The sequence below is a fragment of the Pirellulales bacterium genome (assembly GCA_036490175.1).
Lineage (GTDB): Bacteria > Planctomycetota > Planctomycetia > Pirellulales > JACPPG01 > JACPPG01.
Genome location: DASXEJ010000279.1, coordinates 1 through 20,577, shown reverse-complemented (window position 1 = coordinate 20,577; position 20,577 = coordinate 1). Strand labels below are relative to the sequence as shown.

The window sequence follows — 20,577 nt, the reverse complement described above, 5'->3', positions numbered from 1 at the left end:
ATTGATCCTGACGGTGCGCTCGGCATTCGCGACTTTTGCGAAAGGCAAACTGTAATGTCTGGCAGCATGAACCAGGGAGACCGGGCCGAGCCCAATCTCGTACCCGTGCTCGACATGGTGTTTCAGTTGATCACCTTCTTCATGTTGGTCTTCAACTTGAAGGCCGCTAGCGTGGACTTGAATCTAGAACTGCCGGTAATCGGTTCGGCCATGCCGTCGGATAGCGACGATAGCGACGTGATGGTCTTGAACATCAACAAAGACGGCCGCCTCAGCGTGTACGGCGAAGAGAAGAACGTCGATGCCTATATCGCCCAGGAAGCACAAATGGCGCTCCGCCGGGCGCGACTGGAGAATCCCGAGGCGCAGGCCGGCGATGAATTGCCGCGCACCGTGATCATACGCGCCGACAAAGCCACGCCGTTCGGCCTGTTGAACCATGTCATCCGCTCCTGCCAGTCTCAGGGCTTCCGCAAGTTCCAGTATCGAGCCATGAGCGCTGCCCCGGAGGCTTAGGATGTCGCGCCGACGAAAAAGGAAGGAATTGCAAGGCGAGGTCGAGCTGAACCTGACGGCGATGCTCGACATGGCCTTTCAGTTGCTGGCGTTTTTCATCCTCACGTTCAAGCCGGCGCCGATGGAGGGCTATATCGCCCTGCGCATGCCGCCGCCGCAAGCCACGACCAAGCCCGGCGCCGCCACTTCGGCCGACCAGAACGTATTCAATGCGCCGGTCGAGCGACTGCAAACCTTGATGGTGACGATCAAATCCGCGCCCGACGGCAATATCGGCTCGATCCAGATCGAAGAAGGCGCCCCCAGTACCAGCCTGGCCGAATTCGAACAGCAACTGAACCTGTTGCTGGGCGCGCCGGGTGCCCCGTTCGAGCAAGTCATACTGCAGGTCGGATCGGGCTTGCACTACGACAGCCTCGTACGCATCCTGGACATCTGTTCGCGCGTCAAGCTGGCCAGCGGAGAGCAATTGACCAAGTTGAGCATCACCGAACTGCCCGAGCAGTCTGAGCCGTAGCACGGCAATAGCAGCACTAGCGCGGTCTTGCGCCGTGCTGAATGTGCGGAGACAAGCCATGCCTATTCACCATCATCACCACCGCGCGAAACCGGCCGGCTTTTTGTTCACGACGCAAAGCCTGCGCATGGCCAGCATGTTGGTGATGCTGGTCGTCATCGGCATGACAATCGAGCGCACGCGTCCTTGGGAGCGCCATGGGGCGCCGCCCGAACGCGTCGCCGCTCGGCAATCGCACACTCCGGCGCCTGGTGGAATCGAACGAGCGGCGACGCCGAGCGAAGAATCGGCTTCGTCGCCAGCTGATCCAGAGAAGGATAATAATGTGCCGCCGGCGGAAACCATGGCGGCCGGACCAGACGATCGCGATCCGGAGGAGGCCGAGGAATTTCGCCGCCAGGTGGAAGCCGTCAAGGGGCTCGATCTAGCCACGGCCATCGACCACACCGAGATGCCCGCTTACTGGCGCGTGCTGAAGTGGGTCAGCGCCCAAACCACGGCCCAGCTTGCGGCGCGGGCCCCGATCGCGGCCGTGTTTCAGGAGTTGATCCAACGTCCCAACAAATTTCGCGGCAAGCTCGTCACGGTCGAACTGACTGTTCGCCAGGCCTTCCGCCAAGAGGACCTGTCGCCCCACGCGCCGGCCGGATTCGATAAGCTGTACGAGTTGCGCGGCTGGCCGACGGCCAACGACGGTTGGATCTATTACATCATCACGCCGGAACTGCCCCCAGGCTTTCCCGAGGGGGCCGAGATTCAGCAGACCGTGCGCGTTTATGGATATTTCTTCCGCGTGTTGGGCTACCACCCCGGCAAGGCCAAGCCCGATGCCCGGCCGGTTCCCGCGCCGCTGATCATTGGTCGCGTGGAATGGATTCCGAAGGCTGTCCCCACGGCCAACCCGGGCGAGGCGACGCTGTCTTACATCGTATTGGCCGTCGGCGGGGCGATCCTGCTGAGCGTGATCGGCTACTGGTTTATCGAAGCGCGGCGCAAGAAAAACACACCCAAACGGGTTGACGTCGATTGGCCCATGCCCGCCGCGCACGAATCGCTCGAGGAACCGGCCGAGGACGAATCGCCGCACGACAAACCGCGCGACAACTTCGATTGGCTGCGCGAGTGAGGCGCGCAGGAGTTCGCTGTTTCGCCTTTCATGCGCCGCGAGGCAACGCAAGGCCAGGGTAATCACACCAAGCGTGCCATCATCTCGCGAAAAACTCCCTGTCCGGTTTTGTCCGTTGTTGCGCATTGGGTGGATGGCCTAATTTTCGGGCGTTTTTTCCTGCAAGTCACGGCACGGTCGGGTTTTGCGTGCGGGGAATTATTCAATTAATGGAATTATTCACCGCCGAAAAAAACGACGTGCTTGACACGACCTCGACATCTGGCTGCCGGCAAGTGCCGTTCTGCGAAGATAATGACAGCGCGCAGTGTATTGGGTATTCGACCCGTCATGGCGCCAATTGTATGGCAGCATCCGCGGGCTGGCAGGCGGTGCAATCGGCCGCCACCGAAGCAATGCCCTGACAAGCCGAGTCCTGCACACGTCCGCCTCCGAGGGCCACGGCGGAGAGGAACGTCGTGTGCGATGCCCCGGGACGCGTCTTACTCTGCGTGAGTGGCACTGATCACAAAGTCGCCGACGACCATCCGATGATCCGAGTGTTCAGAGCGTACTGACCAGACGCATGTCGGTTGCAACTCACTGCTTGACCAAAGTTGGTCAAACCGCATCGCTGGAAATTCGTTTAGCACGGTGCCGCCCCAACCTCGCCCCGCAGTAGCAAAGGAGTCGCGGAGGCGCGGCGACCAGGAGCGTAATGCTCCATCTCGCGCAGGCGCGTTGCAGTCGCCGCCAATTAGGATGGGCCTCTGCTCTGGCACGGACGGCAATGCGCTCGCCAGCTCGGCTGCTTCCTGGCGCTGCTTACGACGCATCGCGGCATGCTCCGCCCAACAGCTGGCCGTCCACAGGTCGTAACGCACGACAGGTGGCGACAGGCGCAGACAGAATACCTCGACTTCTTGCCCATCGCGTGTTACCAGCGTTGCCTGCATGAAGTGCTTGACCATCGTATTGGCGGACAGTAGTTTCCCGCGAGCGATAATCGTGCAGTCGGCAGACCATGCAACTCCGGCGTCGTTGCCGAACAGAGATTGTGCCAACTGGCGAACGGCTTGCTCATTCGGTGACTCTTGCAACAGAACTATGTCCGGATGCCAGGCCTGAACTTCGTCGGCGGCCAAAGGGTTTCCGACGCTGCAATTAATTGTGACGACACGTAGCGTTGGCAACGCTACGTTGTGGCGACTTCGGAAAAGTGCGTCCTGTGCCAGCCTGACAACACTGCGTGACTGGTCCACAAATGCAAACAGAAACACCACCAAGAGGACGACAAAGACCTTCTTTTCCCATGAAGGTACGGCAGTAAATCCAAGACCTCCCAGCGCGGCGCTGACCAGCAACCAACACCAGGGCGGAATGGCCGTTATCGCGGCAAATGTATCGGGCTGCTGCGTATCGCAGAATGCAACGCCGAGTAGCAGTGCCAGCGCGACATATAACAAACCTCGTCGCAGATTGCGTAGACAACTTGGCACCGACTGCCGTAACGTTCGTGATGGTGCGACGGGATCCATGAACTACATCATATCCAACGACAAGCAATGATTGGATCCGCAAGATATACGGCACCGTGAGTCAGCGTGCGCCCGCATTGTCACGAAATGCGGAAAAGGAAATCACGCTCGACTAGGGAGTGGCTGCGGGAGTGGCGGGCGTGCCTTCGGCTGCATCTTGAACATGGCCTTGCAACTGCCGCAGTTGTTCGACCGAGCTGGCGCAGCCCTTTTGTAGAACGCGTACTCTATGCTGCCGCTGCTTCAGTTCCGCGGTGACCGTCGTCCACGTTTCGAGCTGTTCCGACCAACGGGCGGCGGTCCTCTCAAGCTCATCACGTTGCCTTTCTGCGGCGTCTCTTTGCTGCATAACAGCAATCAATTCTGCTTCACTTTTCTTGGAATTGGTTTTCACGTGATTTGCAAAGCGGTCGGCGACCTCGTCGTCCAACGTGTCGAGTTGCCCCCGCGCGTCAACGATGCGTTGCTGGAGTTGGTCTTGCCGCGCTTCGAACATCACGCGTCTTTGATCGGCGGGGGCGGGTGCGGCCACTTGCGCGTTTGTCATGCCGAGCCGGGCGTGCAAATCCTCGACTCCCGAAAGCTCCTGCTTGAGCAAGTCGACCTTCTTGCGATACTCGCTCTTGATCCACTGCGTCTGCCGATCGGACTCGGTCAGTTGCCCGCCCGACGGGTCGTGGAACGATCGGTCGCTGTCGTCGCCCGATGGCGCGAGTAGAAACTCCGCATGGATCGTCTCATCGCCGCGCAGCATGGTCAGCCGCGCCGCCTCGACCAGCGTGTGATGCGGTAAAAGCGCCTGTAGGGTGGACGCGAAATTCGTCACAGGTTTGCCGTCGATGGCGACAATCGTCAGGCCGGGTTTCAAGCCCGCGAGTTTAGCCAGCGGCCCGACGACTTGGACAATCCGCAAGCCACCGGTGACGTTGCCTGCCCGAGCGGCGGGCAGGTTCAACTGATCTCGATCGACCACGACGACTTCGACGCCCAGCGACTGTCGGACAAAGTCGGCGGGCGCAAGCTCGTTGACGTGCGGCGACGGCTGTTGTTGCTGGGTTTCAGGATCGACCGTGGAAGTCTCGACCGCCGCCAGCGGCGCGGTGCAGAAGCAGATGCAATACACGGCCCGTGAAGTTGCCCATCCCATGGCGATTCTCCGCGACTAGCCCGCGGCGCCGAATCTGCTGCGGCCCCAAGCAGTATTCTGTCACGGGTTCAAAGCCGCCTTCAATCCGAATTCAGGCGGCTTTTGTTTCGATGGTTGCCATTCCCACATTACAAATATGAAAGGATTGTTGCGGCGACGTGTTGTTCGCAGCTAAGTTTAACGGTCGAGGGGACTTTCTTAATGCCAGCGTGTTCTTGGCTGGCCTATCGCGGATCGGCGACTTGGTCTGATTGTGACGGGGAATCAGCGCGCGAGTCGGCATATGGCGCCGACTGTTCGCTGACGTTTTGCAGGCATCGCGCAGGCGGAGGCGGGATGTGAAGGCAAGTTCTGTTGCTATTGCTCATGCGCATTGGCGAGCGGTTCGCTACGTCAGCATCGGGTTGTTCGCGCTTAGTGGCGCGACGCTGGTGCGGCTCGCGCGCGATCCGTGCAGTCGCCAATGCCAGAATAAATCGTACTCCCTCTGCCATTTCGGGAAGTCGTGCGGCGGCCGCTCGTCCGTCAAAACGCTGGGAAACTCCTACCCATCCATGAATGCGGCTCCGTCCGTGTTTGCAAAACACAATACGGGGACGGAACTGAATAGCTTTTACCGATCAAGCGCAAGATCGTAATTCCCCGAACTCGGTCAGCTCCGAACGATGTTCTCAAAATTCCTCCACAGACCGGCACTCGCGATCGTCATATCGATCATCATCTTGTTCCTGGGCGCGTTGTCGATCAAAACCCTGCCCATCTCGCAGTTTCCGAACGTCGCGCCCCCCAGCGTGGTCGTCACGCTTGCCTATCCCGGCGCCAGTGCCCAAGTTTTGGTCGACTCGGTGCTGGTCATCTTGGAGCAGGCCATCAACGGCGTACAGGACATGCGCTACATGATCTCCGCCGGCACCAGCGCCGGCGAGGCGACGGTCCTGATCATCTTCGAGCCAGGCTCGGATCCGAACGTAGCGGTCTTGAATGTGCAAAACCGTATCCAAACCGTCAAGCAAAGGCTCCCGCCCATTGTGGAGCTGGAGGGCATCGTCGTCCTCCAGCAAATGACGAGCATGCTGATGTACGTGAACGTCTACAGCACTGATCCGTCCCACAATCAGGATTTCCTTTACAACTACGCCTTTGTCAATGTCGTGCCCGAGATCAAGCGAGTGCGGGGTATCGGCAGCGCGAATATTCTCGGCAGCCGCGCGCTGGCCATGCGGGTGTGGTTGAATCTCGATCGCACGCGGGCCTACAGTATCTCGGCCGACGAGATCATGGAGTCGATCAGTGAACAGAGTATGCTCGGTTCACCCGGCCGGCTCGGCCAGGCGACGGGCAGAACGTCGCAAACCATCGAGTACGTGCTGACCTGGGTGGGACGTTACAACACGCCCGAGCAGTACGAGAACATCGTTCTAAGGGCGAATTCCGACGGCCATATTCTGCGGCTCAAGGACGTTGCCGAAATCGAGCTGGGCCCTTCGTACTACAATATTTATTCGAACATCGACGGTTATCCCTCGGCGGCCATCGTTCTCAAGCAAATCCCCGGCACCAACGCCGCCCACGTCATTGAGCAGGTCAAGGAGAAGCTCAATGAGATCAAAGAGAAGCAGTTTCCGCCTGGCATGACCTTCGAGGTAAGCTACGACGTTTCTACCTTCCTCGATGCGTCGATCGAGCAAGTGCTCCATACCCTGTTCGAGGCCTTCGTGTTGGTCTCGCTAGTGGTCTTCCTGTTCCTCGGGGATTGGCGTTCCACGCTGATTCCGGCCCTGGCGGTTCCGGTATCGCTGATCGGGACCTTTTTCTTCCTGCAATTGCTCGGCCTATCGATCAACCTGATAACGTTGTTCGCGCTGGTGCTGGCGATCGGCGTGGTGGTGGACGATGCGATCGTGGTAGTCGAAGCGGTGCATGCCAAGATGCACGAGAAGCATCTCTCGCCTTATTTGGCAACAAAAGAGGTCATTAACGAGATCAGTGGTGCGATCATTGCCATTACCCTGGTAATGACGGCCGTGTTCGTTCCGGTGACCTTCATGACCGGGCCGGTGGGCACCTTCTATCGCCAGTTCGGCATTACGATGGCCACCTCCATCATTCTCTCCGGTGTGGTGGCCCTGACGCTCACGCCGGTACTGTGTGCGATGATTCTCAAGCCCCACACGGGCGTGAAAAAACGTGGGCCGTTGGCCAGGCTGTTGCACGTTTTTGACCGTGGCGTCGACAAGGTGACGGGCCAATACGCCGCGCTTCTGAACTCGATCGTCACGCGCCGCGCGCTCACCATGTCGGTCATCACGGGCTTTAGCGTCGGCATTTTCGCGGTGAACACGGTGCTTCCGTCCGGCTTCATCCCGCTGGAAGACCAGGGCATGATTTACGGAGTTCTGCAGACGCCGCCAGGCTCGACGCTGGAGTACACCAATTCCAAATCCCAAGACCTGCAGGCCATCGCCAAAAGCATTGACGGAGTCAAGTCGGTCTCTGCCTTGGCTGGATACGAGGTTTTGACGGAGGGCCGCGGCTCGAACGCAGGGACCTGTCTCATCAATTTGAAGAACTGGTCCGATCGCAAGATGACGTCGAAGCAGGTCATTCAGGAACTCGTGCATAAATGCCGCACGATGTCCAATGTAAAGGTCGAGTTCTTCGAGCCGCCCGCGGTTCCGGGTTTTGGCGCAGCCGGTGGTGTCTCCCTGCGTCTTTTGGACAAGACCAACACGCTGAACTACAAGCAGCTCGGCGAAGAGGCCGAAAACTTCCTGGCTGCCTTGGCGAAGCGCAAAGAGCTGACGAGCATATTCACTTTCTTTGCCAACAACTACCCGCAATATGAACTAGTCATCAACAACGACTTGGCGATGCAGAAGGGTGTGTCGATCAAAGCTGCGATGGACAATCTCTCCATCGTCATCGGCAGCACGTGGGAGCAGGGCTTCATCCGCTTCAACCAATTCTACAAGGTCTTTGTCCAGGCCTTGCCTGAGTTCCGGCGGTTCCCTGAGGATTTCGACAATCTGTTCGTCAAGAACGACAAGGGAGACATGGTCCCCTACTCCGCGTTCATGACGCTCAAGAAGCAGCAGAGCTTGAACGAAGTCGACCGCTACAACCTCTATCCCGCCGCCCCCATTCAGCTTTCACCAGCTTCAGGCTACAGCACTGGTCAAGCCATCAAGGCGATCCAGGAGGTCGCTGCCGAGACACTGCCTCGCGGTTACGGCATTGGCTGGGAGGCCCTCGCTTATGACGAAGCGGGAAAGGGAAACACGGCCACTTATATCTTCTTGATTGTCGTCATCTTCGTCTATCTGGTATTGGTCGCGCAGTACGAGAGCTTCATTCTGCCGCTGGCGGTGATCATGTCGCTACCGGTCGGGATCTTCGGATCCTTCCTGTTCCTGCAAGCCATGGGTTTGGCCAATGACGTCTACGCCCAGATTGGTTTGGTCATGCTGGTCGGATTGTTGGGCAAGAACGCGATTCTTATCGTCGAATTCGCGGTGCAACGGCATCATGAGGGCGTGAGTATCAAAGAGGCGGCCATCGAAGGCGGAAAACTGCGCTTTCGGCCGATCCTGATGACCTCCTTCGCCTTCATCGCCGGCCTGATTCCGCTGGTCCGTGCCTCTGGTCCCGGAGCCATCGGAAACCGCACGATTGGCACGACCGCGGTCGGCGGGATGCTGCTGGGCACCATCATTGGGGTCCTGTTGATTCCCGGCCTCTACTACATCTTCGCTGTGATGTCCGGCAAGCGCAAACCCCATGAAGACGAGCCGGAAAAGCTGCCTCGCGAAGTCATGCCCAGCATACCCATCGTAAAGGGCGAGCGCAGAGCGTCAGTGTGATCGCACGCCAGGTGCAACTGATCTCGCTTGACCACGACGACGTCAACGCCCAGTGCCTGTCGGACAACGTCGGCCGGACGCACGTTTGTTGATGTTCTGGCGGCTGGTCGCCCGGGTCGAGCGTGGGATTTTCAGACGCGTAGTTGCTCGCGCTCTCGCTTGCACAGATCAAGGCAAGCTCGATGATGCCATTGATGATAATACGGCAGCGATCAAGCTAAGTCCCACGAGTGCGGACCTGTATGAGGCTCGCGAAAACGCCTGGGATACCAAGGGCGATCACGATAAAGCGGTTGAGGACTATAACGAAGCTACCAAGAGGGGACTCAAAAGAAACGTATATAATCAGCTACGGAATTTCTTCTCAGAATAGCAATGCACATAACGTCGTGAGTTGTGCGCACAAAGGAAAAAGACAGTCCTGGAAGCGGTAGAAGCTTGTTAGGGGACTTCATGCCACCCACCCGTTGTCGCTTGTTTCGTAAGACCCTGATCTGGGGCGTTTTACTGGCCGGCATATGGTTCGCGGCAACGGCTACGGTCCGATGGAGGTCCGTTCGCGTCGAGGGCTCCGGCACGCAGACCGTGACGCGCTGGGGTAGCACGGAGATCTCATACCAAACGCGCCAAGTTCCCATTGACGATCCTCAGCCGCCGACTCGAAAGGAAATCGTGCGTCGTGGTACTCTCGGCATTGCCTTGGCAGTCATCGGCTCGCTGTATCTTCGCGCGGCGGCAAAGCGCGATCGGGAAGCCGCGAACGATCTGCAGAGCCGGGCAGCCGGTAGCGTCTGACCAACTCAGGACACTGCTAACGGAAGCGGCAAAAAACGAATGATGCCGGCGAGCGCACCCCAACGGGAGGCGAGGCATACGAGCTGCATGTGGCGCTCGGCTCTCGATGGCAGCCCGCTAGCAGAATGGGTCGGTCACAACTTGAACTGGATTCGACAGCGCGTGGCGATGATGTTCCGGTCGGGCTGGTGCCTGTCGCGGCGATTTGCGAGGAAAGAACGATGGTTACTGCCCTTTCATCAGCGAAGCGAAGAACAATGGTTGATCGCAGGAAACATCGCGTCGTTTCTAGCTCCGCAGTGCGAGTTATCCTGCTCGTCGCAATTCTTGCAGGAAGCGGTCGCCAATTGGCTTTTGCCCAGGAAGGCACCGTCCTCGGCATGGAGGGTTCCCGATTCACGCTGAACGGCACGCCCACGTTTCTGTTGGGGCTGAGCTACTATGGCGGATTGGGCGCCTCCGAGGAGTTTCTGCGTCAAGATCTTGATGACGCCCAGCGCTACGGATTCAATTGGCTGCGCGTGTGGGCTACTTGGGAAAGTTTCGGCACCGACGTGTCCGCGGTAGACCGGCATGGTCAACCGCGCCCACCCTACTTCGACAAACTCCAGCGGCTGGTGGCTGAATGCGACCGCCGTGGATTGGCCGTCGACGTAACGCTGACACGCGGCAAAGAGTCGCCGACCGGGGCGGCCGCTGGTCGCTTGCCGGACTTCGACTCGCATCAACGAGCGGTGGAAGCCGTCGTTATCGCGCTAAAGCGCCATCGCAATTGGTTTCTCGATCTTGCCAACGAGCGCGATGTGCGCGACGACCGTTATGTGCCCCCGGCGGAATTGAAGACATTGCGTGAGTTGGTGCGGCGCCTCGATCCCTCGCGCCTGGTGACGGCCTCGTGTGGGGGTCACGACCTCGACGAACAGGATGTACGCGACGCCCTGCTAACCGCGGAACTTGATTTCCTCAGTCCGCATCGGCCGCGAAACGTTGAATCTCCGTCACAAACCGCGGCGCGCACCCGCGCATGTTTTGACTTGATGAAGCAGATCGGGCGGGTCGTCCCGGTTCTTTTTCAGGAACCGTTTCGTCGGGGGTACACCAAGTGGGAACCAACTTCCGCGGACTTCATGACCGACCTGCGCGGTGCCGTGGCCGGCGGGGCCGCCGGTTGGTGCTTTCACAACGGCGCGCAAACCGACACGGTGGACAAGCAGCCCCGCCGCTCGTTCGACCTGCACGACAAGCGGCTCTTTGACCAGCTCGACAAAGAGGAGCAGCAGGTCGCCGCCGCCGCAGGCATGATCGTGCGCCCGATGAGGAATTGATTTTTAGAATCGCAGTCATCAACCAATCCGGCAGCGGCGCCTCGTGCGACTCCGCGCGGTATCATGGCTGGATGGACCTCCTGGCCTATCACGAACCGGAAACCCTTCTGGCGGTTGCTCACGCCTTTGCGAGCGTGGCATTTCTATGGCTGCCCATCGTTTTTGCCGCCTATGCCATTGGTCGCAAGCGGTTCGGATTGCGTCTGGTGTTTGCCGCGGTGACGGCAGAGGCATTCGCCCTGTTCGTCTTTTACAATCTCTGCCTCGAATTCTTCATTTCAGACTGATCGCTCTCATGACCCGTGACCACGCCCACAACCCGGACCCCAACCAGAATGCCCACCGCGTTGTAGCGGAGTCGATGGCCGACCATTCTGAGACGCGTAACGACCTGGAAGGGGCTTGGGAGAAGTGGTCCCGGTCGATTTAGCGGGTCGACGAGCGGGGCTGGACGCTGTAACGGGCTGCGTCATGCGCCCCGTTCGTGCATCCTCTGGACCCCGGCGGACCATTGCGCCCAAGCGGCTTCCAGGTCGGCTGGCAGCTTGGAGTCGTCCCGGGTTGATTCGGCTACGATCCGGTGAGCGTTGACGTTCGGGTCCGGGTTGTGCTGGTGATCTCGGGTCATTCTCGCGCACCGAACATTTCGACAAGGCGGATCGCGGCCACGAAGATCAGCCCAACGCCGATCATGTTGCCGAATAGCGCCAATGCCTCCCAGCGGTCGCCGTCGCCGGGAATACCATAGATGGCCAGCAGTATGGCAATTATCGCCACTGCGATAAGCAAACTGCGGAGCCCGAAGCGGAATCGTAGGGCTGGGTTGGTCATGCCGCCAATTGTACCGCGCGGCCCGTGCCTTTCCCGAACTTTCTCAGATTCAAAGTCTACCACCACCCACTACCCCGCCCAAAGGCCTTTTGACGGCCTCCCGTTGTTCGGGTATCATGTGCGGTTCTGCCGAGGGCCGTGCTGGCACTAGGTAGCATGGATCCGGGCCTCAGTGGGCCAGTGGATCTGGGCTCGCGGACGTGGATCCGGTTGCCCTACTAGACATAACGCACCCCATTTTGGATCGGGAGCATGGGAAAGTTCGTCCCCAAGAAACGTTCGAAGTTCGGCAGTCGCACCAAGAAGAAGGACCCGGTCTTTGTCGATGGCAAGCGGCCCCGGCCGATGTTTGTCGACTACAAGGACCTGGAGTTGCTCTCGAAGCTAACCAGCCGGCAAGGCAAGATCATCGGTCGCCGCAAGAGCGGCTGCACCGCCGCCAGCCAGCACGCGGTCACAAGCGCCATTAAGCGCGCCCGCTTCATGGCCTTGCTGCCGTACGTCGCCGAGTAGCAGTTTGCGTCCCGGCCCGCCCGCGGGATAGCCGAGCGAATGCGCTACATTTGCAACCGCCACCGTCGACCGGCGATGGGGGCGGGGTCCGGCGACGTGGGCCTGTCAGGCAGCAACGCCGTTTGAAACTGCGCGCAACGTTTCGTCGGCCAACCTGCGGCTGCCTAAGTCTCTCAGGCATTTCTGCGTAACCCGCAAATCGCGCGGCGTGTACTCCCCAACGGGGCAACCTGACCTCCAAAAACGGTCTGGCACCGTGCGGCGCTTGTCCGCCCCCTCGCCACTTCGTATCCTACCAAGCGGCCTTACGCGCCCGTGGCGCAACTGGATAGCGCATCGGTCTTCGGATGCAATCTGACTCTTGATGGCATTTGCCTGCAATCTCCGATAAGTGCTTTATATCTCGGCCTTTTCTCTCGGCCGGCGGTGTTTCAAGAAACACCTACAAATCACTCAAAACAGGCGTTAGCGGGTGTCAGTGACACCCGGTGGAAGGTCGCTGAGCTCTTTTCGAACTTGGCGTTCAGTCAGGACCGTCTGATAGATCAACTCTTCCGCTAGTGTTCTGACGAAATCCCAACGGCTCTCCAAAACCTTATGAACCTTCGCCGCGAGATCGTTCAAGAATGAATTCCGCTCATTCTCGTTGACGATTGCCCGCTCCGCTACCAACCAAGCTCTTCTAGGTCCGTTGCCTCTTGCGCGTTGCCAGTCGCTCCGGCTCACGACTGCATTCTCCGTCCCGCCACTGTACATTTCCTCAGCCATTCCACCGGCAAGGGACACCATTATGTCCCGTTTCGCTTCGTCGGTTGTCATTGGTGGAAGTTTCTTGGGGACCGGCTCGCCGCGCGCGTACTTGCCCCTGGCGTTCGGCGCGATCGATATCCCAATGGCTTGGCGTCCTACGTAGTGCGATACGATTGCCCAGCCCGCATGATAATAGGCCGCCGCCATTCGATCGGGACTGCGATCCGGCTCAGCCATATATTCATTCTCCCAGAGCGCGACGACCATTGTCGACAACGCCCGTTTGGATTTCGGAGCTCATATATCACCGTTCGTCGGCCGCTTGGCCTTTTTGTGCCTTTAGCCTCAGCGTTCGCTCGTACGCTGGCTCACCACCAACCCACACATTAAAGTCCTTGCCCTCGCGCCACAGCCGCCTTGCCAGATCGCGAGCCGCTTCCGGCGTCGCGCGCTCAGCTGCAAGATTCACCAAGGTGGCGTGGTCGTCCGCGTGAACGATGCCGTAGACGGTATAACCTTCGCTGTGGCGGATAATCTGAACTTCAAAGTCCTCACGCTCGGCCTTAAGCACCAGCTGACCGTCGTGGTGCGGCAGGTTTCCCAACTCATTGACCTGAACTGCCATGTAATAGCGCCTCGAGTTGACTAACCGCCAGAATTACTCTTTCTGCTGACATTTCACAACGCCCGCAACAACGCAATGCCCTCGAGAATCTCCACTTGTAGCAATTGCTCGGCCAGGAGCTCGACATTCGGCCAGAGTCGGCTCAGGAGCTCCTGTGTGGCAGCCGCCTGGCCATCGAGATAGGCCGCTCGCTCGTTGTAGTTATGCACCACTGTCTTGGCTCGCAGATACGCACGAGCGATGTCACGTGCCTTGCACGTGGCCCAGTCGGTGCGCTGCGTCTCTACGCGACTGTGGCCGTGCCGGTGAATCGCCTCGGCCAGCGGGCCCGCAACACAAATCTGTATATCAATCGCCGCGTTTTCCGGCGCCATGATTGGCACGTGCCCGCGCTTCGGCTGCATGTGCCCCCAATCCCCGGTACTGGCGTTTGGCACAATTGAGACGCGGCCGACTTGCCACCCGTGATGGTTCGAGACGACGGCATGGCCAGCCTCATGGTAGGCCGTGCGAATCCGCTCAAGATCTCGGTGCCGATCGATCATGAGTCAGCTGCCCAAAACTGCGGCCACCTGCCGGGCCACGCCACCCGCCTTGTCCTGGCGGGCGTCGTCGTAGCGTAGCAGAGTTTCCATTGACTGGTGGCGGCTAAACAACCGCACCGTGCGCACGTCGCCCTTTGTTTCGTCGAGTGCCGTCGTAATTGACGAATGCCGGCAAGCGTGCGGCCAAACCTTGATTCCGACCTGGCGGCCCAACTCCTTGATGAGAGCATGCAACGATTGCCCGCCCAGGCGGCCGCTACTCCGTCGCGACAGCGAGACGAACAACGGGCCGGGTTCTGCCCCCCGATGCTCAAGCCAATCCGCCAAGGCCGCACGGGTTTCGTCCGGAAGGGTTTGCCAGGCACGTTCTCGTTTCCCCTTCCCTTTGACGAATAAAACGCCCTTGTCAGTGTCCAGGTGCTCTACGTCCAGGCCGATGATTTCTGACCGACGCAGCGCCAAATCCCAAAGCAAACGAAAAAGGGCGCGGTCCCGGCACCCCTTGGCGTCGCGACGCCCGAGCAAGGCAAACATTTCGCGGGCCTTCTCTGCACCAGGGCCGCGGCTGTCCTTGCGAACCTCTGTCTTTACGCCCTTCACACGCGTCAGCCAAGAAATCATGTCGAGGTCGTATGCCTTCACTAACAGCGACCGGATTGCCGCGACCCGCAAGTTGACAGTGTTGGGCGCCAACTTGCGAACGCCCACCAACGTGGCCCGGTAGGCTTCGAGTGTCGCGGTGGCTGAACCTTTCGTTAGGCCGAGCATTCGCGCCGTTACGGCCTCGATTGTGTCCCCCATGAACCTGGCGAAATCTTCGAGTGCCGACCAGTACGTCGCCTGCGTGCTCTCGGATTTCCTGTCCGCGAGCCACAGGGCCAGCAATCGAACCGCGGCCGCGTGGCCTGGGTCCTCGCACGCAATGTCCGCCACCGCAGGTTGCTCGGGCTTTTCGAACGCGATCAGGGCCAGTTGATTGCTGGGGGCGATCATCGGATTGTTTCCCAATTTGGTTGAAGCGCCGCATAACTCGCGACTTACACACCTCTATCGGGATAATACCGAATGACATTACTTTGTCAAATGGTATTGAATGGGTCTTTCTGTTATATTCCTTCCATGAGCATCAGCGACCAACTTAAAGCACACATGCGACAGTCGGGAACATCGATGGGGCAACTGGCAAAAGAGAGCGGCATTAGCCAGCCCGTACTCAGCCGCTTTCTTTCGGACGATCCGGAAGGGCATCGGGACATCCGCCTCGAGCGAACCGCCGATAGGCTCGCCGAATACCTGGGCTTGCAGCTGACGCCCGTCAAAGCACCGCCGAAGCCTCCGACATCAAAGCCGAATCGCCGAGGTAAACCGTGAACCGCGCCGCCGTGTTCGCCGTGCTGCTGCTGTCGCTGGCTGGTACCACCAGCGCCGACGAGGAGCTTGCCAAGCGGATCGGCATGCCAAAAAACTTCGACCCAGAGGCGGCCGCGTGGAAGGCCGAGGGCGTTAAGCCGCCACCGAAGCAACTACGCAAGGTCCAGCTTGCCAGGCAACAGGCGGCAATTCAAAAGCCGCCCATCTGGCAGCCAGTTGTCCCGGTCGACAAGCCGCAGCAAGTGGTCGGCGCAGGACGGCAGCCCTCAATGCTCGATGAAAAGCGGTTGCGTCGCGCCATGTTGGCCAGGTGGAAAAGGCAGCAGATCGTTGCCAATGCGGCGGCGAACGATGCGGGCAACTCGGCCGCGGCCAACGCGGACATTCTCTGGGCGATGCGGCGTAGCGGCTGGTGAATCGCCGGCCGCAGTCTCGCGGCTTTTTCATGCTACCCTCCGGCCGGGTATCATGGGGGTATGAACGAACCTCCGTTTGAAATCCTTCTCGCCAGCCCGCCAGAATACGACGACCTAGTGGCCGAAATCCATCGAGCCGGAAAGTTCATCGCGCAAGTCGCAATGATTGATGGCGTAATAGTTCTCGAAACTCCCGGCATCGACTTGAATGAATCGACCATCTTGCGGCGCGTCGAACTGGACGGATTCTTGGCCGCTATCGAGAAGGCCAGGAAGCGCCTGACCGCACCCAAGCGGGAATCGTGATTTCAGACTGACACACTACCGGCCGGGGCGCAAATTTGACGCACCCGGTTGCGAATCGTTAGTGTGAGCGGTACTTCCCGGCGCCAACGCCAGGTCATGCTCGACAGTCAAATCGTCAACGGGCGACCGCGTAACTTGTCAAAATCATCGTTCTTGTTGATCGGCCGCCGAAGGCAGAACGCGCTACCTTAGACTCCAAGTTGCGCCGTCGCGGGTGCTAGTTCGGTCTGAGTGGCGACTCTACCGAACGGCGTACCGCCCCTACGTCGAGATATAAATCTGCGGCGCCACCAAGACACGGGACGCTCTCAGTGTGGAGAGTCAGCCCGAGATGTAGCAACTCTAATAGAAGAAGGCGAGTGATCCGCCATTAGGCCACGAGCTTGCGCTGCTCAATGGCTCCCAAAATTGTTTTGCGCGGAAACTGAGCTATGTTACGTACTTCTACGTTCTCGCGGAACCATATATCGCTATAGTCTTCCAAGAGGACGCCGAACAACTCATCAGCGAACGAGTCGCTAATTGTCCGTACTCCGACAAAGTCCAGAACTACTTTATTTCCTGCTCGGATTTGCTGTTCGACTTTCGCGCGCAACTCGGCGCCGCGAGCCCGACTCGAAATGTCAATTCCAATTTCATTCGCAATACTAATGAATGTCATAGTCCGAGCCTTTCAGCAATTTCCTGCAATGACGGCGACAACTCGCCGTCGTCAAATGCCTGGGCCTTGCCCAAATCCAATTCCATTTCAATCGCAAGTCCGCACCATTTAGTATCGGTCGTTTTTGCCGTCCGAGTCCCATCTGGGCCGATTAGTAATGCACCGTTCCCGCTCCAAATCCATACACTCCCTTCAATCTCCCTAATCAGCGTCGTCAAGCACCACAACCCTTCGCCAACATGGTGCTGATCATACGATGTCACCGTCGTCACGGCAGCCGGAAATGGGCTGATGATGGAATCGTCCGGTACTTTCTGTTCAAGCCCTGAAAGGGGTTTCGCGGTAGTATGCCGCCTTTCCAGACACCACTCAATCGCATCTATGTCAGTTTGAACTGCTTTGTCTACTTTCCGCACATTATGCAGCATACCACAGCCGCAATCTGTGATAGCAAATTCGAGCCTACAACCGACGGTATTGCAATAGACCTGGGCTGCGGAAAAACCAACCCCGTTCGAGTGCGACGGAACGTTGTCGTGGAGTTCCCCCACCACCTTTACTACGGCGTTTATGAACCCGGCGTTTTGCTCTCCATCAAGATTGGCATGTAAAAGGTCAGAAATTATTTGGTTACAGCCTTCTACCTCTGTCGGGTGGTACAACCTTGTCAGCCTGCTGAACTTCTGGCCGTGCAACTCACTTGGCTTTCCGACCGGAATATCGCCGTTTATGGCCTCTGTGAGGCCTATCATGTCGGCATATCCTTGGCATTCCTCCCTGCATCTCAATTCGCGAAACGACTGGTCTGTGACGGCAGCTGCCGCCACCGCAGTAGAAACAATTGGACTCACAAACCTTATTTCAGCATCCCGATTGGGATCTTTTGTGCGGGCGAGGATCGCCCGAACCGCCTGATTGTGCATTATTCGTGCCCTCCTCAAGGCGGCCAAGCCCTGGGAAAAAAAGGGGCTTCTGGGGCGTCCGGAAGGCAATTGCGATCACCGTGACATGGTCAATGGATGAACACCGCGCAAGCTGCTTCCATTCAAGCCGATTTTTATACCATCCAAATGGGCGGTCGAATAGACATCCAGGAACGCAAACTTGTTCACCATATCACTATCCTTCAGCGCCTGTCCGCCTCAAAACTGTTCTTACCGGTGGTGGACGTGGCGGCCTGGCTCATCGTAGGGACACGCCGTTGGAGTCGCGACCGCTGCCGTCCTCAAAGTCGGCCAGGGCGTCACGATATCCGCCGGCTCGCGCGAGAATCTCGGCGACCGTAGCGGCGTCGATAATTTCGCCAGCGGCAACCGCGGCTAGCTGTTCGCTAATTCGATGGCCGCGGGTTTTCCCCGGTCGCGGCGGTGGTACCACCACGTGCATTGCAAACCTCCTTTTTGGAAAGTGCCCGTGTGGGACGGCCGGCCGAGTGGAGAAATACTCGGCGGCCGACCACACGGGGAGCACAGCCGCAGCCACTCAATCCACATACGCCGACGACGCCCAGTCGTTTCCGACGCGGACTGCCTGCCGCCCACGAATTCGTAGCTCGTCCGCGAGCAACTCGTCATGGTTGGTATTCACGGGCGCTGCTTGACGACGTGGGTCGACCCAGTTTTCGTTGACCCACTTGCCGGGGCTCTTTAGCTCTTCCTCGATTTTCCATGCCTCGGGCTCGCCGCGGCTGTCGATGAACCCATACATCCTGGAAATTTGATGATGACCGACTCCCTCGCCATCGAGCCTCATTACGGACTCGAGCGGGGCCAAAGGTGCCGGCTTTGGTGCGGCCAGTGTCAGCGCGAGCTCGCGAACCGCACTTTCAAATGCACGACTAGGAGGCGCGAATTCACGTTCATGGCGCGGCCGTTGGAATTCATTCTCGTGCTGCCGTTCGTTAGCAATGACAGCTTCGGCAAACCTGCAGAATCCCCTTAGGAATCGAGCACAGTCGGCTGGCACTTCGACGACGTCCGCCCACGCCTTGGCGAATGCGCTCGCGGCGGTATACAGCGGCACGAGCTTCCGCTGGTCGTTCGGATTGTCGCCGACAGCCCATGCATCAAACTCGGAAACCACGGCGTGGGCTTTCGCGAGAATGTCGGGCGTCTGCTGGTGGCCTTCGGATTTCGTTGGCGGCGGTGCTGTTTTGGTCATTGAAATTCTCCTTACAGGTGGTTGGGTGCAAAAATGAACGGAGGGTTACGCGAGTTGGTTCCAGTGGGATTCGTCGGCTATCAGAATGGCGGAGTGCAGGGTGGCAATCGTCAGGCTCGAAGCACCGGTGCCTGAGTTGAGGGCGTTGATGTCGCTGCCTGCATCGGCCGCAACCACGCAATTTCCAGTACCCAGATTCTTGACGTAGATGACTGTGCCGGCCGAGGGCAAGGGTAGCTTCGGGGCGGTCGTGGTACCCGTGCAGATGACATTACTGGACGTAATCGGCGTCGATGCGGTGACGGCAATCGTCTGCGAAAGTAGTGACAAAAAGCCGCCAGTGAGACTTGCGCTGAGCATACTCACGTTGCCGCCGCCGTCGCTGGCAAAGGCCCCGCCGTCAAGGCTCACCCCCGTTCCCTGTGCGAGCTGAATTCCGCCATTTGAGCTGAGCGTGACGATGGTATTGCCAGAGCCGTCTTTGACTTGCAGTGTCCCGTTCCCAGTGCCCGCGCCCCCCGCAATGGTGAGGTTCGTATTGCCGTTCGCAGTCGGATTCTGGATCACTTGGGCCGCCGGCGGCGCGGCAATCAATCCTAGAACCCAGGCCGAACCGTTCCACCACACGGCAGCGCCCTTAGTGGTGTCAAAGAACCACTGCCCAGGCTCGCAGTTCGTGGGCCGTGCGGATGTTGGGCCGGATAAATCATGGCCGAAAAGTACAGGTGTATTGGACATTTCATCGCCTTTCGTTTGGCGTTATTGAACCCCTTGGACCCATGGCACGTTCACGAGCCCGCTGTAATTCGGTGATCATTTCGGCGCGCGTGAGCCACGAAACGCTTCTGTTGGTGTTCTCGTTTTCGTTCTTATTTTCCGTTTTGGTCGCGGCAAAGGTGCCTATGAGCCGTCCGCGAACCTCTACGCACTTGAGCGCCGCCAGTACCGACGGACAGTCGCCACGTTCGATTCCGGGAATTAGACGCTCTTGCATGTGGTCCAGCGCCTGTAGATCCAGCTGACGCACCTGCTCCGCCATTGCCGCGCAATCTCCCTTCAACCGGCCCAGGGCTCGCTGCACCAGGCGGCATGCAGTTGCTCCGTTCACGCCGAGCCTTTCACCAATGCTTCGATAGCTCATCCGCAGCGCACGCCATCGCAACGCCTCGGCCTCGCGCATCACGCTGGTGACGCGCCGCGCGGCAGTTGGGCTGTTCGCCTTATTCTTTTTGGCGGCCATCGATCTACGATCCTGCTATCACGGTTCAAAACGTTCAGGCGGATCAGTAGAAAGTGCCGTTCCAGCAATACCGCCGGCCTCGGCTCGCGTTGCTCTGCTCACGGCAGCGATAACATCGTGCCATACAAACCGCCGCCGTCGACCGACTCGCAGAAAGGGAACTTGTCCCTCGTCCGCGAGGCGGGAAACCGTCCGCCTAGACAAGCGCAGCCGCTGTGCAATTTCACTGGTGGTCAACGTCGAGTCGGTTGCTGTGGACATGGCGCATACTCCGTGGGGAAACGCATCGATTGCAATCTCAGACGGCCGCCATTGCGGCCCGGGAGTCGACTTCGGCAGCTGCCTCGGCATAGCTC

General features: G+C 58.9%; 23 protein-coding genes. 10 read left to right on the top strand and 13 right to left on the bottom strand.

Features of this window, described 5'->3' with window-relative positions; genetic code table 11:
• Nucleotides 1–54 precede the first annotated feature (54 nt).
• From VGG64_21155 to VGG64_21145, 3 genes are read left to right on the top strand one after another with little or no spacing between them, the layout of a single operon-like run.
• Nucleotides 55–516, top strand: a complete 462-nt coding sequence (locus VGG64_21155) for a biopolymer transporter ExbD (protein HEY1602124.1) — start codon at nucleotides 55–57, stop codon at nucleotides 514–516.
• Between the two features lies 1 nt (nucleotide 517).
• On the top strand, nucleotides 518–1,033 hold the full coding sequence (locus VGG64_21150) for a biopolymer transporter ExbD (protein HEY1602123.1): 516 nt from the start codon (nucleotides 518–520) through the stop codon (nucleotides 1,031–1,033).
• 58 nt (nucleotides 1,034–1,091) lie between these two features.
• Nucleotides 1,092–2,159: a hypothetical protein gene (locus VGG64_21145; GenBank protein HEY1602122.1), complete on the top strand. Its 1,068-nt coding sequence runs from the start codon at nucleotides 1,092–1,094 to the stop codon at nucleotides 2,157–2,159.
• A gap of 482 nt (nucleotides 2,160–2,641) precedes the next feature.
• On the opposite strand, the gene VGG64_21140 is transcribed toward VGG64_21145, so the two are convergent.
• Together VGG64_21140 and VGG64_21135 are read right to left on the bottom strand one after the other, a co-directional pair.
• Nucleotides 2,642–3,637, bottom strand: a complete 996-nt coding sequence (locus tag VGG64_21140) for an endonuclease/exonuclease/phosphatase family protein (GenBank protein ID HEY1602121.1) — start codon at nucleotides 3,635–3,637, stop codon at nucleotides 2,642–2,644.
• Between the two features lie 151 nt (nucleotides 3,638–3,788).
• Nucleotides 3,789–4,823 (bottom strand): hypothetical protein, encoded by a 1,035-nt coding sequence (locus tag VGG64_21135; protein HEY1602120.1) that lies wholly within the window; start codon nucleotides 4,821–4,823, stop codon nucleotides 3,789–3,791.
• A gap of 665 nt (nucleotides 4,824–5,488) precedes the next feature.
• Between VGG64_21135 and VGG64_21130 the strand changes: the two genes are divergently transcribed.
• The 3 genes from VGG64_21130 to VGG64_21120 all read left to right on the top strand — a co-directional run bounded on the left by VGG64_21130 (nucleotide 5,489) and on the right by VGG64_21120 (nucleotide 11,090).
• Complete coding sequence (locus tag VGG64_21130) at nucleotides 5,489–8,683, top strand: efflux RND transporter permease subunit (protein ID HEY1602119.1); 3,195 nt, start codon at nucleotides 5,489–5,491, stop codon at nucleotides 8,681–8,683.
• Nucleotides 8,684–9,735: 1,052 nt separating this feature from the next.
• Nucleotides 9,736–10,803 (top strand): hypothetical protein, encoded by a 1,068-nt coding sequence (locus VGG64_21125; GenBank protein HEY1602118.1) that lies wholly within the window; start codon nucleotides 9,736–9,738, stop codon nucleotides 10,801–10,803.
• A gap of 71 nt (nucleotides 10,804–10,874) precedes the next feature.
• Complete coding sequence (locus VGG64_21120) at nucleotides 10,875–11,090, top strand: hypothetical protein (GenBank protein HEY1602117.1); 216 nt, start codon at nucleotides 10,875–10,877, stop codon at nucleotides 11,088–11,090.
• A 337-nt stretch (nucleotides 11,091–11,427) separates the two neighbouring features.
• Here VGG64_21120 and VGG64_21115 read toward each other — a convergent pair whose 3' ends face one another.
• Nucleotides 11,428–11,634 carry a hypothetical protein gene (locus VGG64_21115; GenBank protein ID HEY1602116.1) on the bottom strand — a complete coding sequence of 69 codons (207 nt, stop codon included), beginning with the start codon at nucleotides 11,632–11,634 and terminating at the stop codon, nucleotides 11,428–11,430.
• A 252-nt stretch (nucleotides 11,635–11,886) separates the two neighbouring features.
• Here VGG64_21115 and rpsR point away from each other — a divergent pair, with 252 nt between their 5' ends.
• Nucleotides 11,887–12,147 (top strand): 30S ribosomal protein S18, encoded by a 261-nt coding sequence (gene rpsR / locus VGG64_21110; GenBank protein HEY1602115.1) that lies wholly within the window; start codon nucleotides 11,887–11,889, stop codon nucleotides 12,145–12,147.
• 465 nt (nucleotides 12,148–12,612) lie between these two features.
• Here the strand turns inward: rpsR and VGG64_21105 are convergent, their stop codons facing one another.
• Genes VGG64_21105 through VGG64_21090 form a run of 4 tightly spaced genes read right to left on the bottom strand, consistent with a single transcriptional unit; the run spans nucleotide 12,613 to nucleotide 15,060 of the window.
• Nucleotides 12,613–13,164 carry a hypothetical protein gene (locus tag VGG64_21105; GenBank protein ID HEY1602114.1) on the bottom strand — a complete coding sequence of 184 codons (552 nt, stop codon included), beginning with the start codon at nucleotides 13,162–13,164 and terminating at the stop codon, nucleotides 12,613–12,615.
• Nucleotides 13,165–13,201: 37 nt separating this feature from the next.
• A complete protein-coding gene (locus tag VGG64_21100) occupies nucleotides 13,202–13,522 on the bottom strand; it encodes a hypothetical protein (GenBank protein ID HEY1602113.1) in 321 nt (106 codons plus the stop codon).
• A 53-nt stretch (nucleotides 13,523–13,575) separates the two neighbouring features.
• On the bottom strand, nucleotides 13,576–14,067 hold the full coding sequence (locus VGG64_21095) for a hypothetical protein (protein HEY1602112.1): 492 nt from the start codon (nucleotides 14,065–14,067) through the stop codon (nucleotides 13,576–13,578).
• A 3-nt stretch (nucleotides 14,068–14,070) separates the two neighbouring features.
• Nucleotides 14,071–15,060 (bottom strand): tyrosine-type recombinase/integrase, encoded by a 990-nt coding sequence (locus VGG64_21090; protein HEY1602111.1) that lies wholly within the window; start codon nucleotides 15,058–15,060, stop codon nucleotides 14,071–14,073.
• A 126-nt stretch (nucleotides 15,061–15,186) separates the two neighbouring features.
• Here VGG64_21090 and VGG64_21085 point away from each other — a divergent pair, with 126 nt between their 5' ends.
• The 3 genes from VGG64_21085 to VGG64_21075 are packed head-to-tail and all read left to right on the top strand — an operon-like array spanning nucleotide 15,187 to nucleotide 16,160.
• Entirely contained in the window at nucleotides 15,187–15,438 is a 252-nt protein-coding gene (locus tag VGG64_21085; GenBank protein ID HEY1602110.1) for a helix-turn-helix transcriptional regulator, read from the top strand.
• On the top strand, nucleotides 15,435–15,854 hold the full coding sequence (locus tag VGG64_21080; GenBank protein HEY1602109.1) for a hypothetical protein: 420 nt from the start codon (nucleotides 15,435–15,437) through the stop codon (nucleotides 15,852–15,854). Before VGG64_21085 ends, VGG64_21080 begins: the two co-directional genes overlap by 4 nt.
• A 60-nt stretch (nucleotides 15,855–15,914) precedes the next feature.
• Complete coding sequence (locus VGG64_21075; protein ID HEY1602108.1) at nucleotides 15,915–16,160, top strand: hypothetical protein; 246 nt, start codon at nucleotides 15,915–15,917, stop codon at nucleotides 16,158–16,160.
• Nucleotides 16,161–16,530: 370 nt separating this feature from the next.
• Here VGG64_21075 and VGG64_21070 read toward each other — a convergent pair whose 3' ends face one another.
• The 6 genes from VGG64_21070 to VGG64_21045 form a co-directional block, all read right to left on the bottom strand.
• On the bottom strand, nucleotides 16,531–16,821 hold the full coding sequence (locus tag VGG64_21070) for an STAS-like domain-containing protein (GenBank protein HEY1602107.1): 291 nt from the start codon (nucleotides 16,819–16,821) through the stop codon (nucleotides 16,531–16,533).
• Nucleotides 16,818–17,744 (bottom strand): hypothetical protein, encoded by a 927-nt coding sequence (locus VGG64_21065; GenBank protein HEY1602106.1) that lies wholly within the window; start codon nucleotides 17,742–17,744, stop codon nucleotides 16,818–16,820. The genes VGG64_21070 and VGG64_21065 overlap by 4 nt, the downstream gene beginning before the upstream one ends.
• 259 nt (nucleotides 17,745–18,003) lie before the next feature.
• On the bottom strand, nucleotides 18,004–18,207 hold the full coding sequence (locus tag VGG64_21060) for a hypothetical protein (GenBank protein ID HEY1602105.1): 204 nt from the start codon (nucleotides 18,205–18,207) through the stop codon (nucleotides 18,004–18,006).
• 96 nt (nucleotides 18,208–18,303) lie between these two features.
• A complete protein-coding gene (locus VGG64_21055) occupies nucleotides 18,304–18,981 on the bottom strand; it encodes a hypothetical protein (protein ID HEY1602104.1) in 678 nt (225 codons plus the stop codon).
• 45 nt (nucleotides 18,982–19,026) lie between these two features.
• Nucleotides 19,027–19,719 carry a hypothetical protein gene (locus tag VGG64_21050; GenBank protein HEY1602103.1) on the bottom strand — a complete coding sequence of 231 codons (693 nt, stop codon included), beginning with the start codon at nucleotides 19,717–19,719 and terminating at the stop codon, nucleotides 19,027–19,029.
• A 1-nt stretch (nucleotide 19,720) separates the two neighbouring features.
• Nucleotides 19,721–20,221, bottom strand: a complete 501-nt coding sequence (locus VGG64_21045; GenBank protein HEY1602102.1) for a hypothetical protein — start codon at nucleotides 20,219–20,221, stop codon at nucleotides 19,721–19,723.
• Nucleotides 20,222–20,577 lie beyond the last annotated feature (356 nt).

Bases quoted from the DNA above. Each gene is read 5' to 3' on its own strand.
- VGG64_21135 (HEY1602120.1), bottom strand. From the start codon at position 4,823: ATGGGATGGGCAACTTCACGGGCCGTGTATTGCATCTGCTTCTGCACC.
- VGG64_21045 (HEY1602102.1), bottom strand. From the start codon at position 20,221: ATGGCCGCCAAAAAGAATAAGGCGAACAGCCCAACTGCCGCGCGGCGC.
- VGG64_21070 (HEY1602107.1), bottom strand. From the start codon at position 16,821: ATGACATTCATTAGTATTGCGAATGAAATTGGAATTGACATTTCGAGT.
- rpsR (HEY1602115.1), top strand. From the start codon at position 11,887: ATGGGAAAGTTCGTCCCCAAGAAACGTTCGAAGTTCGGCAGTCGCACC.
- VGG64_21115 (HEY1602116.1), bottom strand. From the start codon at position 11,634: ATGACCAACCCAGCCCTACGATTCCGCTTCGGGCTCCGCAGTTTGCTT.
- VGG64_21060 (HEY1602105.1), bottom strand. From the start codon at position 18,207: ATGCACGTGGTGGTACCACCGCCGCGACCGGGGAAAACCCGCGGCCAT.
- VGG64_21150 (HEY1602123.1), top strand. From the start codon at position 518: ATGTCGCGCCGACGAAAAAGGAAGGAATTGCAAGGCGAGGTCGAGCTG.
- VGG64_21055 (HEY1602104.1), bottom strand. From the start codon at position 18,981: ATGACCAAAACAGCACCGCCGCCAACGAAATCCGAAGGCCACCAGCAG.
- VGG64_21095 (HEY1602112.1), bottom strand. From the start codon at position 14,067: ATGATCGATCGGCACCGAGATCTTGAGCGGATTCGCACGGCCTACCAT.
- VGG64_21090 (HEY1602111.1), bottom strand. From the start codon at position 15,060: ATGATCGCCCCCAGCAATCAACTGGCCCTGATCGCGTTCGAAAAGCCC.
- VGG64_21125 (HEY1602118.1), top strand. From the start codon at position 9,736: ATGGTTGATCGCAGGAAACATCGCGTCGTTTCTAGCTCCGCAGTGCGA.
- VGG64_21100 (HEY1602113.1), bottom strand. From the start codon at position 13,522: ATGGCAGTTCAGGTCAATGAGTTGGGAAACCTGCCGCACCACGACGGT.
- VGG64_21120 (HEY1602117.1), top strand. From the start codon at position 10,875: ATGGACCTCCTGGCCTATCACGAACCGGAAACCCTTCTGGCGGTTGCT.
- VGG64_21075 (HEY1602108.1), top strand. From the start codon at position 15,915: ATGAACGAACCTCCGTTTGAAATCCTTCTCGCCAGCCCGCCAGAATAC.
- VGG64_21105 (HEY1602114.1), bottom strand. From the start codon at position 13,164: ATGGTCGTCGCGCTCTGGGAGAATGAATATATGGCTGAGCCGGATCGC.
- VGG64_21155 (HEY1602124.1), top strand. From the start codon at position 55: ATGTCTGGCAGCATGAACCAGGGAGACCGGGCCGAGCCCAATCTCGTA.
- VGG64_21130 (HEY1602119.1), top strand. From the start codon at position 5,489: ATGTTCTCAAAATTCCTCCACAGACCGGCACTCGCGATCGTCATATCG.
- VGG64_21050 (HEY1602103.1), bottom strand. From the start codon at position 19,719: ATGTCCAATACACCTGTACTTTTCGGCCATGATTTATCCGGCCCAACA.
- VGG64_21145 (HEY1602122.1), top strand. From the start codon at position 1,092: ATGCCTATTCACCATCATCACCACCGCGCGAAACCGGCCGGCTTTTTG.
- VGG64_21065 (HEY1602106.1), bottom strand. From the start codon at position 17,744: ATGCACAATCAGGCGGTTCGGGCGATCCTCGCCCGCACAAAAGATCCC.
- VGG64_21085 (HEY1602110.1), top strand. From the start codon at position 15,187: ATGAGCATCAGCGACCAACTTAAAGCACACATGCGACAGTCGGGAACA.